Origin of the sequence: Mycobacterium sp. NPDC006124, from assembly GCF_040614235.1 — a bacterium.
GTDB lineage: Bacteria > Actinomycetota > Actinomycetes > Mycobacteriales > Mycobacteriaceae > Mycobacterium.
The window spans coordinates 112,741-126,292 of the sequence record NZ_JBEXUA010000016.1; the positions used below are offsets into that span (position 1 = coordinate 112,741).

A 13,552-nucleotide genomic window follows, 5' to 3' on the forward strand; every position below is an offset into this window, starting at 1 on the left:
GGGATGACATTCCAGTAGCCTTTGGCACCGTGACTTCTGCATCAGGCGTAGGCGTGGCAACCATCACGGCCGAGGGGACGGTACTCGACGCGTGGTTCCCCGAACCCGAGTTGGGCACCGACGGTGACACCGGCACGGTGCGCCTGTCGGTCGCCGAGGTGGGCCCAGACCTCGGCGAACTGGAGACCCGCGACGACCAACGCGACGTCGACGTCGTCATCGTGCGCACCACGATCGCGTCGCTGGAGGACAAGCCGGTCGACGCGTTCGACGCCTACCTGCGGCTGCATCTGTTGTCACACCGGCTGATCGCCCCCCACGGGGCCAACGTGGACGGCATCTTCGGACTGCTCGCCAACGTGGTCTGGACGAACCATGGCCCGTGTGCGGTCGACGGCTTCGAACTGACCCGCGCCCGGCTGCGGCGGCGCGGTCCGGTGACCGTGTACGGCGTCGACAAGTTCCCGCGGATGGTCGACTACGTGATGCCGACCGGTGTCCGGATCGCCGACGCCGACCGGGTGCGCCTGGGCGCCCACCTGGCGTCCGGAACCACCGTCATGCACGAGGGCTTCGTCAACTTCAACGCCGGCACCCTGGGCACCTCGATGGTCGAGGGCCGCATCTCGGCGGGCGTGGTGGTCGGCGACGGCTCCGACGTCGGCGGTGGCGCGTCGATCATGGGCACCCTCTCCGGTGGGGGCAAGGACGTCATCTCCGTGGGTCGGCGCTGCCTGCTGGGCGCCAACTCCGGACTCGGCATCTCCCTTGGCGACGACTGCGTCGTGGAGGCCGGCCTCTACGTCACCGGCGGCACCAAGGTGACCACGTCGGACGGTCAGACCGTGAAGGCACGGGAGCTCTCCGGCGCCAACAACCTTCTGTTCCGGCGCAATTCGGTCTCCGGAGCCGTCGAGGTGGTCTCGCGCGACGGAACCGGCATCACCCTCAACGACGCACTGCACGCCAACTGAGCGTCAGCGGCACCGCGATACGCGAAGCATCGCGACGCCGTGCGCCGGAACCGTCTGGGCCAGGGCGCCCTTCGTCGTCGTCTCGTCGTGCTGCCACAGATCACGCACCGTGAAGCACGCGGCGCCCGGCAAGCCGATGGCGTGAGCGTCGGTGTGGATGACGACGGGCACCGCGTCGGAATCGAACAGCGCCACCGCCACCGAACCGTCGGCCAGCGGCTTGACGATGATTCGCGGATCCTCCAGAAGCGGTAATCCCTGCAGCACCAGCGGGTCCTGGTCGACCGCGATGACCTCGCGATTGGTCAGGATGGTGCGGGTCTGCTCGTCCATCGACCGCACGTCGTTGCCCGCGAGCAGCGGTGCCGCCAGCATGGCCCACAGCGAGAAGTGCGCCCGCTGTTCGACGTCGGTCAGGTCGGGCCGCTGCGAGCCGAGCGCCATCGTGGGGTGGCCGGAGGCGAACTGCGACCATCCGATGCCGACCACCAGCATGTCCGGGTCGTTGACGTGCCTCGGGCCGTCGTGAGGCGCGCTGGGACCCGCGGCCGCGAATGCCTGGGTGACGCCGGCCAGCCCCTCGGCCCACAGTTCCTCGTCCCCCCAGGCGGGCACCAGGTCGATGGCGTCGCGGCTGACGTCGGCGATGCGGGACCAGTCGTATTCGGTGCCGGCGTCGGTGTCACCCGAACTGTTGGGGTTGATGCTGTAGACGATGTGACGGCCGCTGGCGCGCAACGCGTCTCGCATCGCCCCGAAGTACTTCACCTGGTCGTTGTGGCCTGCGTCGAGCCGGCACCAGTCGTACTTCAGGTAGTCGACGCCCCACGCGGCGAACGTGCGGGCGTCAGCCTGCTCGTGTCCGGCGCCGCCGATGCGCGGGTCTTGGCCACACCCCTCGTTGAATGGGCTGTGGTAGATGCCGAGCAACATGCCCCGCTGGTGGGCGTAGGCCGCCACCGCCGTGATGCCGTGCGGAAACCTCACGGGGTCGGCACGAAGGTCGCCGTTCGCGTCGCGGGTGGGGGCGGCCCAGCCGGCGTCGAGGTTGACGTACCGGTAGCCGGCGTCCCGCATGCCCGAGGCGACCATGGCATCGACGGTGTCCTCGACGGCCTGCTCGGTCAAGGCGATGCCCGAGTTCCAGGAGTTCCACCCCATCGGCGGGGTTTGCGTCGGGCGCGGTTCCGGTACGGGCGACGAGCACGCGGCCAGCACGGCGACGCAGACCAGCAAGCCCGACAGTCGACGCACGCGGTCATAGTGACATCGCGATCTGTGAATCGGTGTCGAACTTCCTGTGGATTGGGGCGGTCCCGAGTGTGCCACGCAACCGCCGGATGACAGTCGGGCGTCGACCGAAATTCAGCGGCAGCTAATTCAAGATCGAATCCTTGCAATGACGAGCGGGGGCAAGAGAAGTGTCCGGAAGGGACATTTTTGGTTTGCGGTCGAATTTTTGCTGGAATAGTCGTTTGCCAAATTCTTACGGGGACCTGCAGCCAGCCAGCTCGATCGACGACTTCGCTGGCGGCAGAATTCGATCTCGACTGCACTGGTAGAGGCAATTAATTCGACGACAGAACCGGAACTGGGCGACTACCGGCCACGTTCAGTGCGGGCGAGAAACGGTCGTCCGACGACCGTCGACACACACAAATGACATTTTTCTAGTTTGCTGTCGAATTAGTTTACGAAGGCGTAAGTTCCTCCGTGCGCGGCCCTGACGAATGTGTTTTTCAGCGCCTCGCAACCTCCGTCACGTAGAGAGGTGGGTACCCCCTTGCCTTCAGCCAGTCGCCGCGTCGAACCCAGTCATCCGCGGCACCGCAAGCACCGTCGGCGGGCGCAGGCCGTGTACCCGACCTTCCGGCTCGAGCCGCCGACGCCGTTGGCGGCACGACCCCCACGACCCCCACGACCCACCTACGCACAACACGTCGGCCGCGTCGGCGCACTGGCGGTAGCCCTTGGGGTGGGGGCTGCAATGGCACTCGGAACCGGCGCCGGACTCGCCACTGCCGACGACGGCGCGTCGGACTCGTCGTCGGACACGACCGGTGCCTCGACCACCCCGTCGTCGACGGCCTCCGAGAGCGCCACCGCAGCCACAGCGGGACCCGTGACGTCCACGGCCAGCACCCCGGGTTTGCCGTCGACGGGGTCGACGACGACGGCCAACCCGCGCGCCGAGGCGAACACCGCCGTTCCCGACATGAAGGTCGACGCGACCGGCGGTGCCAATACGTCAGTGGGAGAACGACATTCCGCCGCCGGGCCCCGGTCGGCCAAGACCACGACGGCGGTCGGCTCCTCATCGCATCGCGAATCGTCCCTCACGGCGGTGAAACCCGACGCCTCCGACCCTCCGACTCACGTCGCCGAGGCCGCGTCGGGTGTCGTCACCAGCATCGACGTCCCGAAATCGGAGGCAGACGCTGCACTCCCGACTCCGGCGGCCACCACGCTCGCCGTCGTGCCTGCACCGATCGGTGCGCCAGGACCCGTGGCCCCCGTCCAGTCGCCGTTGACGTTGACGTTGCTGGCCTTGGCCAGGCGTGAAGACCGACGCGGCGACCCCCCGACGACCAGCGCCGACGCGGCCACCGCGGTCGTCACCGGGACGACCGTGTCCAACGACATCTACACCACCGTCGTGGACACTGCGGTCAGCGGCACCGTGCTCGAGAACGACACGGCGCCAACGGGAGATCGGCTCGTCGTCGACTCGCACACCGATCCGAGCCACGGCACCGTCACGATGCAGACCGACGGAACCTTCACCTACCAGCCGCACCAGGGCTACGTCGGACCCGACGAGTTCGAGTACACGGCCAGAAGCGTGATCGCTGGGACGGCGGCATCCACCAGCGTGAGCATCGCGGTGCTGCCGTACCAGCCGCCGACGGCCCGAGACGACGTCTTCACCACGGCGACGACGCCGTTCACCACCTCTGCGACGTCGAATGACTCCGGCATCCAGGGCAACCCCCTCGTCGTCGTCGCCCATACCGATCCCACCAACGGAACGGTCACGATGGACCAGACGGGCGTGTTCACCTACACGGCCAACCCGGGGTTCCTCGGGGCGGACTCGTTCGCGTACACGATCGCCGACTCGCGCAACCAGACGGCGACTGCCACCGTCACGATCACCGTGGTGAACGCGGGATACACCCAGCCCCCCTTCGCCGTCGACGATGCCGTGTTCACGCCCGTCGACACCGCCGTGTCGATACCCGTGCTCGCCAACGACTTCAGCTACTCGGGCAGTGCCCTGACGGCAACCGTGGCCAACCCGCCACGTTCCGGTGTCGTCACCGACGACGGCACCGGCAACCTCACCTACACCCCGAATGCCGGTTTCGTCGGAGTCGACTCGTTCACCTACGGCGTCGGCGACGGCCTGGGTGGTTCCGCGACCGCCACCGTCACCGTCACCGTGGGCCGCTACTTCAACCCCCCGCTGGTCGGCCGCGACTACTACGACGCGACCGAGGATCAACCGCTTTCCGTGATGCCCCAGTGGGGCGTGCTGTCAAATGACTACGACCCTGACGGCGACCCGATGACTGCGGCCGTCGCGCAACAACCTGCGCACGGCACCGTCGTGATGGCGTCCGACGGTTCGTTCGTCTACACCCCGGTCACAGGATTCCTCGGGCAGGACGTCTTCACCTATACGGCAACGGGTTCCACGGCGGCCGCCAGCACGACCACCGTGACCATCACCGTCAAGGTGGCGCCGAACCTTCCCCCGGTGGCTGTCTCCGATGGGTACCAGACCTACGTCGACGTGCCCGTCACGCTCGATCTCCTGGCGAACGACTCCGACCCCGAGAGCCGACCGCTGACTGCCCGCATCGTCACGCAGCCAGCGTCCGGCACCGTCACCGCCAACATTGACGGTACCTTCACCTACACTCCCGCAACGGGTTTCGTCGGCACGGCGGCATTCCGCTACGCGGCGTCGGACGGCGTGTCCGAGGCGGAGGCGGACGCGATGGTCACCGTGGTCGAGGAGAACCGTGCGCCTACCGCCAACGACGACGCCGTGACGTTCCCGCATAATGCACAGGTCATCATCGACGTGCTCGCCAACGACTCCGATCCCGAGGGTGACTACGTCTACGTGTCGGACTACGGCACGCCCGCTCACGGCACGACCGGTGGAAACCTCGGCGGCACGATCGAATACACACCCGACGCGGACTTCTACGGCACCGACCGGTTCACCTACCAGATCAGCGACGCCTACGGCAACACCAGCACCGCCACCGTCACCGTCACCATCCTGCCGCCGACGATCCCGCCAACTGCCAAGGACGACAAGGCCGTCACGACGATGGGCACCCCGGTCGACATCGACGTCCTGGCCAACGACACCAACCCGAGCGGCGGCGCGCTGATCGTCGCCATCGACACGCCACCCGACCGAGGACTGGCCACCGTCTCTCAGGACGGCACGCTGCACTACACACCACCGCCCGGATTCACCGGAACGGACTACGTCGGCTACACGATCACCGACGCCACCGGCATGGTGAGCTACGCCAGCGTCACCATCACCGTCACCGGTTCAGACGACGGAGGAGGCCCGTCCGAACCCGGCGGCCACTGGTTCACCGTCTCAGCGGGCACGACGCTGCAGGTCGCTGCCCCCAACGGTATCGTCGGCAGCGACTATCTCGCGCAGGGCGCCAGGGCCGGCCTCGTCGACGGACCCGTGCACGGCACGCTGAGGTTGAGCGGAGACGGCTCATTCACCTACACCCCTAGGCCCGGATTCGTGGGGACGGATACGTTCACCTACTACTACGGCACGAGCGAATGGGGCGACGGGCCCTTCACGGCGACCATCGAGGTCACGCCGTCGGCGGGTACCGACGTCGGCGTGACGACGGTCGGCGTGCTCCACGGTAGCGGCGGACTGCCGTCGTGCACGAACGACTGGTTCCCCACCGGATACGACCAGGACGACGTGTGGCCGTCGTGTCTGTCCCCCGAGACGTGGCCCCGGTACCGAATGTGAGCCGCAGTCAATCCCGGCCCGACAGCACGCAGAACTCGTTGCCCTCGGGATCGGCGAGCACCACCCAGGACTGCTCACCCTGTCCGACGTCGACTCGGCGAGCACCGAGCGCGATCAGCCGTCGTACCTCGGCATCCTGATCGTCGGGGGTGAAGTCGAAGTGGATGCGATTCTTCACCACCTTGCGGTCGGGCACCCGGAGGAACAACCAGTCGGGGCCCGCGGGCGTGCGCAGCAGCACGTCACCGTCCTCGTCGGTCTCGGCGGGCCAGCCGAGCGCCTCCGACCACCACCGTGAGAGGGCGTCGACGTCGTCGGCGTCGATGCAGATCTCGGAGAACCTCAGACCCATCGTCACTCCCCTCGCGTCAGTTCCTTCTTCATGACCTTGCCCATCGCGTTGCGCGGCAGGGCCTCGACGATCCGCACCTCGCGCGGACGCTTGTGCACCGAGAGTTGGTCGGCGACGAACCCGATGAGCTCATCGGGTTCGGCGGACCCGACGACGAAGGCGACGATCCGTTGGCCGAGGTCGTCGTCGGGCATCCCGACCACCGCAACCTCGGTGACACCGTGGTGTCCGAGCAGCGCGGTCTCGACCTCGCCGGCCCCCACGCGGTAGCCGCCGGACTTGATCAGGTCGACGGACTCGCGTCCGACGATGCGGTGCATGCCTTCGGCGTCGATCACGGCCACGTCGCCGGTGCGGTACCAGCCGTCGGCACCCAGGGCCTCAGCGGTGGCCTCGGGCAGACCGAGGTAGCCGTCGAACAGCATGGGTCCTCGAACCTCGAGGCGCCCAATGGATTCCCCATCGTGAGGAACCGTCGCACCGTCATCGCCCGTGAGCCGGGTCTGCACACCCGCCAACGGCAGGCCGACCCACCCCGGGCGCCGTTCACCGTTGGCGAGCGTGCTCAGCGTGATGAGGGATTCGGTGCTGCCGTAGCGCTCGACGGGCGCGTGGCCAGTCAGCTCGGCGAGCCGGTCGAAGACGGGTACGGGCAACGGCGCGCTGCCCGACACCAGCAGCCGGGCCGAGGACAGGGTCAGTGCGGCGTCGCGGTCGCCGGCGATCCGTGACCACACCGTCGGGACCCCGAAGTACAGCGAACCGGCGGCCTCGGCGTAGGCCGCCGGCGACGGCTTCCCGGTGTGCACGAAGCGGTTTCCGACGCGCAGCGATCCCAGCAGGCCGAGGATCAGCCCGTGCACGTGGAACAGCGGGAGTCCGTGAACCAGGGTGTCCTCGGGCGTCCACGACCACGCCGCGGCGAGCGCGTCCACGTCGGCCGCTATCGCGCGCCGGCTGATCAGCACGCCCTTGGGCGGGCCGGTCGTGCCGGAGGTGTACATCACCATCGCGGTGGCATCCGGCGACGGTTCGGCGTAGCGATGCCACGACCGGGCGTGCATACGCACCGGCACGTGCGGCAGTCCCTCGGTCTCGGTGGGCAGCTCCCCGAGCCAGGCCTGCGCACCGGAGTCGCCGAGGATGTGTCGGCGTTCGGCCGCGCCGACGTCCGACGGCACCGGCACGACGGGCACGCCCGCGATCAGACAGCCGGCGATGGCGAGCACGGTGGTGGCGGTGGGCGTGGCGAGCACCGCGATGCGCCGTGCTCCCCCGACACGCTCGGCCACCGAGGTCGCCGCGCCGACGAGGTCACTTCGGCTCAAGCTCACCCCGCCGATGCGCACCGCGTCGGCGAGGTCGTGACCGGCTGCCACGGCCGCGGGGTTCAGGGAGGCCAACAGCACACGTGCGACGCTACCGTGGGCGGCGATACTGGTCGCGTGGATCCCATAGAACGCGTCAGCTCGCGTGAGGTTTATCGCAATCCCTGGATGTTCGTCCGTGAAGACGACATCCGACGACCCGACGGAAGCCTCGGCATCTACGGCGTCATCCACAAACCGACCTATGCGCTGGTGGTTGCGCGCGACGGCGACCGCTTCCGGCTCGTCGAACAATTCCGCTACCCCATCGGGTTGCGGCGGTGGGAGTTTCCGCAGGGCACCGCTCCCGGCACGCTCGACGGTGACGAACCACCGCCGGCCGACCTCGCCGCCGACGAACTGCGGGAGGAGACGGGGCTGCGCGCGGAGTCGATGAAGGTGCTCGGCCAGCTCGACGTCGCCCCGGGGATGACCAGCCAGCGCGGGTGGGTCTTCCTTGCCACCGGGATCACCGAAGGCGAGCACGAACGCGAGCTGGAGGAGCAGGACATGCACAGCGAGTGGTTCACCGGTGACCAGATCGAGCAGATGATCGTCGACGGCACCATCACCGACTCGCAGAGTCTCGCGGCATGGACACTGTTGCGGCTCGCCGAACGACGATGAGCGCCCGGCTGACCGGGCTGCTGATCACCGCGGCCGTGCTGTCGGCGTGCACCGCGCCCGTCGCGTCCGCCGACCCGCGGTTGCCCCCCGTCACCGGCTCGTTCGACTATCAACTGGGCGAGGCGTATGACACCGCCGGGTTGACGGTCGTCGCCCGCGACTCCACTGCGACGCCGATGCCCGGGGCCTATGACATCTGCTACGTCAACGGATTTCAGACCCAACCCGGTGATGGACCACGATGGCTGCGGGACCACCCGTCGGCGCTGCTGCGCGACGGCGGTCAACCCGTCACCGACCCCGACTGGCCCGACGAATACATCCTGGACCCGTCGACCGCACCGCAGCGGGCGTCGATCCTCGCCGTCCTCGGACCGGTCCTATCGCATTGCGCGGACGAGGGTTTCGACGCCGTCGAGGTCGACAACCTGGACACCTTCACCCGTTTCGCCGGCGTCGACCGGGCGGGTGCGCTCGAACTGGCGCGCACCTATGCCCGCATCGCCCACGAGCGCGGGCTGGCGATCGGCCAGAAGAACGCCGCGGAGTCCACCGAGGTGGGCCACCGCGAGGTCGGCTTCGACTTCGCCGTCGCCGAGGAGTGCGCCGCCTACGACGAATGCGACCGATACCGCGCGGTGTACGGCGACCACGTCCTGCAAATCGAGTACACCGACGACCTGCCCGCACCCTTCCACGAGGTGTGCGCATCACCCGACCGCGCGCCACTGACGATCCTGCGTGATCGCGACCTCGTCGCCCCCGGCGGCGCCGGTTACGCATACGAGCAGTGCTGAGCGAACGCTAGTGGCGCCGCTCGGCCAGCGCCCGCAGGAAGAACACGAGGTTGGCCGGCCGCTCGGCCAGGCGACGTACGAAGTACCCGTACCACTGCGTGCCGAAGGGCACGTACACCCGGACGTGGTTGCCCTCGTCTGCCAGTCGGCGCTGTTCGGCATCGCGGATGCCGTAGAGCATCTGATACTCGAAGTCGGTTACGCTGCGGCCGAATTCACGTGCCAGCGCGGGCACGGCGTCGATGATCGCGGGATCGTGCGAGGCCACCATCGGGTAGCCCTCCCCTGCCATCAGCACGCGAAGGCAGCGTAGGTACGAGTCGGTGACCTCCCCGGCGTCGCGGTAGGCCACTGCGGCCGGCTCGTCGTAGGCGCCCTTGCAGAGCCGGATCCTGGCCCCGCTGGCCGCGAACTCGGCGCAGTCGTTCTCGGTGCGCTTCAGATATGCCTGCAGAACCGTTGCCAACCAGGGGAAGTCGCCCCGCAGCTCGCGCACGATCGACAGCGTCGAATCGGTGGTCGTGTGGTCCTCGGCGTCGACGGTCACCCAGACGCCCGCCTCGCGCGCCCTGGTGCAGATGAGGTGGGCGTTCTCCAGTGCGATCTTCTCGCCGTCCCGGGGCAACGCCTGCCCGAGGGCCGAGAGCTTGAGCGACACCTCCAGCTGGCGCAGCCCCGCCTCGTCTTCGTCACGCTGGCCGAGGGCGTCGAGCAGATCGGTGTAGGCGGCTACCGTCGCGTCGGCCGCGTCGGCGTCGACGACGTCCTCCCCGAGGTAGTCGATGGAGACGAAGCGTCGCGAATCACGAAGCTCCGCAACCGACGTCAGAGCGTGCTCGACGGTCTCACCGGGTACGAACCGGTGCACCACCTGGCGGGTCACGGGCAGCCGCTCGGCCGTGCGGCGCAACCCGTCGGACTTGGCGGCGGCGAGGATGACGGGCCGCGCGAACTGCTGGAAGACACCCATGGGTCAGCCCTTCATGTGGGGGTAGTCGTGGGTCACCGGCGCGACGAAGGTCTCCTTGATCGACCGCGCCGAGGTCCAGCGCAGCAGGTTCATGGGCGACCCCGCCTTGTCGTTGGTGCCCGAGGCGCGCGACCCGCCGAAGGGCTGCTGCCCGACGACGGCCCCGGTGGGTTTGTCGTTGACGTAGAAGTTGCCCGCCGCGTGGCGAAGTCGCTCCTGGGCGGTGAGCACGGCGGCGCGGTCGTCAGCGATGACCGCGCCCGTCAGCCCGTACGCGGAACCGGAGTCGACGACGCCGAGTACGTCGTCCCAGCGGTCGTCGTCGTAGACGTGCACCGCCAGGATCGGACCGAAGTACTCGCGGGAGAACGCCTCGTCGGTCGGATCGTCGGACAGCAGCACCGTCGGCCGGACGAAGTACCCCTCGCGGTCGTCGTATTCGCCACCCACCGCGACGGTCACCCCCGCCGCACCCTTCGCCCGCTCGATGGCGTCGACGTTCTTGGTGAAGGAGCGCTCGTCGATCAGCGCGCCACCGTAGTTGGACAGGTCCGACACGTCACCGTAGGTCAGCTTGTCGGTGGCGTCGAGGAAGTCGTCGCCCATCTGCTGCCAGACCGAGCGCGCGACGAAGGCCCGGGAGGCCGCCGAGCACTTCTGACCCTGATAGTCGAAGGCACCCCGAATCAGGGCCGTACGCAACACGTCTGGACGTGCGGAGGAATGGGCGACGACGAAGTCCTTGCCGCCGGTCTCGCCGACCAGGCGGGGGTAGGTGTGGTAGCGCTCGACGTTGCCGCCGACTTCGCGCCACAGGTGCTGAAAGGTGGCGGTCGAGCCGGTGAAGTGGATGCCGGCCAGCCGGGGATCGGCCAGCACCACCTCGGAGACGGCGAACCCGTCACCGGTGACGAGGTTGATCACGCCTGGCGGCAGACCGGCGGATTCGAGCAGCTGCATGGTCAGGTAGGCCGAGAACGTCTGCGTGACAGACGGTTTCCACACCACGGTGTTGCCCATCAACGCCGGCGCGGTGGGCAGATTGCCGGCGATCGCGGTGAAGTTGAAGGGGGTGATCGCGTAGACGAAACCCTCGAGCGGGCGGTAGTCGGTGCGGTTCCACACCCCGGCAGAACTGACGGGCTGCTGAGCCATCAGCTGCCGGGCGAACGCCACGTTGAACCGCCAGAAGTCGGCCAGCTCGCACGAGGAGTCGATCTCGGCCTGGTAGACGCTCTTGGACTGGCCGAGCATGGTGGCCGCGGCGAGCTTGGCGCGCCACGGTCCGGCGAGGAGGTCGGCGGCGCGCAGGAAGACCGCGGCACGCTCGTCGAACGGCGTGGCCTCCCAGGACCGCTTGGCGGCCATTGCCGCGTCGATGGCTGCGCTCGCCTCGGCGTGGCCTGCGTTGGTCAACGTGCCGAGCACGGCGCTGTGGCGGTGCGGCTGGACGACCTCGACGCGCTCCCCGTTCCCCATCCGGTGCTCGCCACCGATGACGTGCGGCAGGTCGACGGGGTCGGCGGCGTTGAGCGCACTGAGCTCGCCGAGGAGCGTGGCACGCTCCGGGCTGCCGGGCGCGTACTCGAGCACGGTCTCGTTGACTGGGGCTGGCACGTCGGTGACGGCGGCGAAGACACTCATGTGACAAGGGTCTCTCATCGCCCGCCAGTGACCTTTGGCCGATCGGACGAACATCATGCGGTCGACTAGTAACATCGGCCAACGTGAAGCCTGCCGGCGTGGGACTGGGCCAGCTGCTGCTCGCGCTGGACGCGACCATGGTCACCCTGGTCGAGGCGCCCCGGGGACTGGACCTGCCGGTCGCGTCGGCCGCGTTGATCGACGCCGACGACGTGCGGCTCGGCCTGGCGGTCGGCACCAGCTCCGCGGACGTCTTCTTCATCCTCGGCGTCGGCGACGACGACGTGCTCTCCTGGTTGGTCCAGCAGACCTCGCGGCGCGTGCCGGCGGCGATCTTCGTCAAGGAACCGTCCGAGGCGGTGGTCACCCGCGCGGCCGCGGTGGGCACCGCCGTCGTCGCCGTCGAACCCCGGGCGCGGTGGGAGCGGCTGTACCGGCTGGTCGACCACGTCTTCGACCACCACGGCGACCGGGCCGACCCGACGTATGACCCCAGCACCGACCTGTTCGGCCTCGCGCAGTCGATCGCCGACCGCTCCCACGGCATGGTCAGCATCGAAGACGTCTCGTCGCACGTGCTGGCCTATTCCGCCTCCAACGACGAGGCCGACGAGCTGCGGCGGCTGTCGATCCTCGGCCGGGCCGGTCCGCCCGAGCATCTGGCCTGGATCGGGCGGGCCGGCATCTTCGACGCGCTACGGGCGACCGGCGACGTCGTCCGCGTCGACGCCCGGCCCGAACTGGGCCTGCGACCGCGGCGGGCCGTCGGCATCCACCAGATGGCCTCGGATCGACGGCGCGGTCCGGTGTTCGCCGGCACCATCTGGTTACAGGAGGGCTCGCGGCCGCTGGCCGAGGACGCCGACGACGTGCTGCGCGGCGCCGGGGTGCTCGCGGCGAGGATCATCTCCCGGCTGGCGGCCACCCCGTCGACCCACGCGATGCGAGTGCAACAGCTCCTCGGCCTGCGCGACGCGGTCATCGACGACGCGCAGGTGACGGCCGTGGCACGCGAACTCGGCATGGTGGTCGACGGCCGGGTCGCGGTCGTCGGGTTCGACGGGGCCGCGGATGCACCCACCCGACTGGCCGACGTCCTTGCCCTGAGCGCCAGCGCCTTTCGGCGCGACGCCCAGGTGGCCGCCGGCGCGTCACGGGTCTACGTGTTGTTCCCGCACTCCGGCAAGGCCTCGGCGGTGGCGTCGTGGACCCGCGGTGCCATCGGTGCGCTGCGGACCGAACTGGGACTCGAGCTCCGCGCCGCGATCGCAGCTCCTCCAACGGGTCTGGCGGGTGCGGCCACGGCGCGGGCCGAGGTGGACCGCGTGCTCGACAGCGCTGAGCGCCACCCCGGGACGATCGGCCAGGTCACCTCGCTGGCCGAATCGAGGACCACCGTGCTACTCGACGAGATCGTCGCGATGATCGGCGCCGACGACCGGCTCGTCGACCCGCGGGTGGGGGCACTGCGCGAGAAGGACCCCATCCTGGCGGACACGCTTCGGGCCTACCTGGACGCCTTCGGCGACGTGGCCGCGGCCGCGTCTGGGCTGCACGTGCACCCCAACACGGTGCGGTACCGGGTGCGGCGCATCGAGGAGATCCTGGGCACGTCGCTCGCGGATCCCGATGTGCGGCTGCTACTTTCGCTGAGCCTACGGGTGTCCTGACCCCTTTCCCGCCGAGTGTGGACTCGTGCCACGCCAATCCGCGTGGTGGCGTGACTCATGATGCCCCAGGTTGTGTGCCGGACCGGCACCTCGCCGAGCACTAATTTCGGGTGCGACTC

The 13,552-nt window shown here is 68.9% G+C and carries 10 protein-coding genes; 5 read left to right on the forward strand and 5 right to left on the reverse strand.

Features of this window, described 5'->3' with window-relative positions; all coding sequences use genetic code 11:
- Nucleotides 1-8 precede the first annotated feature (8 nt).
- Nucleotides 9-974, forward strand: coding sequence for a 2,3,4,5-tetrahydropyridine-2,6-dicarboxylate N-succinyltransferase (gene dapD, locus ABZ195_RS24930; protein ID WP_355222545.1), 966 nt, complete (start codon nt 9-11; stop codon nt 972-974).
- A gap of 3 nt (nt 975-977) precedes the next feature.
- Here the strand turns inward: dapD and ABZ195_RS24935 are convergent, their stop codons facing one another.
- Nucleotides 978-2,228, reverse strand: a complete 1,251-nt coding sequence (locus ABZ195_RS24935) for a glycoside hydrolase family 27 protein (protein WP_355222507.1) — start codon at nt 2,226-2,228, stop codon at nt 978-980.
- A 529-nt stretch (nt 2,229-2,757) separates the two neighbouring features.
- Between ABZ195_RS24935 and ABZ195_RS24940 the strand changes: the two genes are divergently transcribed.
- Nucleotides 2,758-6,006 (forward strand): Ig-like domain-containing protein, encoded by a 3,249-nt coding sequence (locus ABZ195_RS24940; RefSeq protein WP_355222509.1) that lies wholly within the window; start codon nt 2,758-2,760, stop codon nt 6,004-6,006.
- Nucleotides 6,007-6,013: 7 nt separating this feature from the next.
- Here ABZ195_RS24940 and ABZ195_RS24945 read toward each other — a convergent pair whose 3' ends face one another.
- Both ABZ195_RS24945 and ABZ195_RS24950 read right to left on the reverse strand, forming a co-directional pair.
- The gene (locus ABZ195_RS24945) at nt 6,014-6,358 is read right to left on the reverse strand and encodes a VOC family protein (RefSeq protein ID WP_355222511.1); all 345 of its coding nucleotides are present in this window, start codon (nt 6,356-6,358) and stop codon (nt 6,014-6,016) included.
- Between the two features lie 2 nt (nt 6,359-6,360).
- Nucleotides 6,361-7,767 carry an acyl-CoA synthetase gene (locus ABZ195_RS24950; RefSeq protein WP_355222513.1) on the reverse strand — a complete coding sequence of 469 codons (1,407 nt, stop codon included), beginning with the start codon at nt 7,765-7,767 and terminating at the stop codon, nt 6,361-6,363.
- A 36-nt stretch (nt 7,768-7,803) separates the two neighbouring features.
- Here ABZ195_RS24950 and ABZ195_RS24955 point away from each other — a divergent pair, with 36 nt between their 5' ends.
- The gene (locus tag ABZ195_RS24955) at nt 7,804-8,352 is read left to right on the forward strand and encodes an NUDIX hydrolase (protein ID WP_355222515.1); all 549 of its coding nucleotides are present in this window, start codon (nt 7,804-7,806) and stop codon (nt 8,350-8,352) included.
- Nucleotides 8,319-9,149, forward strand: a complete 831-nt coding sequence (locus ABZ195_RS24960; RefSeq protein ID WP_355222517.1) for an endo alpha-1,4 polygalactosaminidase — start codon at nt 8,319-8,321, stop codon at nt 9,147-9,149. The genes ABZ195_RS24955 and ABZ195_RS24960 overlap by 34 nt, the downstream gene beginning before the upstream one ends.
- A gap of 7 nt (nt 9,150-9,156) precedes the next feature.
- Here the strand turns inward: ABZ195_RS24960 and ABZ195_RS24965 are convergent, their stop codons facing one another.
- Both ABZ195_RS24965 and pruA read right to left on the reverse strand, forming a co-directional pair.
- Entirely contained in the window at nt 9,157-10,119 is a 963-nt protein-coding gene (locus ABZ195_RS24965) for a proline dehydrogenase family protein (protein ID WP_355222519.1), read from the reverse strand.
- A 3-nt stretch (nt 10,120-10,122) separates the two neighbouring features.
- Nucleotides 10,123-11,763, reverse strand: a complete 1,641-nt coding sequence (gene pruA, locus ABZ195_RS24970; protein ID WP_355222521.1) for an L-glutamate gamma-semialdehyde dehydrogenase — start codon at nt 11,761-11,763, stop codon at nt 10,123-10,125.
- 83 nt (nt 11,764-11,846) lie between these two features.
- On the opposite strand from pruA, the gene ABZ195_RS24975 reads away from it, so the two are divergent.
- Complete coding sequence (locus tag ABZ195_RS24975; RefSeq protein WP_355222523.1) at nt 11,847-13,433, forward strand: helix-turn-helix domain-containing protein; 1,587 nt, start codon at nt 11,847-11,849, stop codon at nt 13,431-13,433.
- The last annotated feature ends 119 nt before the right edge of the window (nt 13,434-13,552 follow it).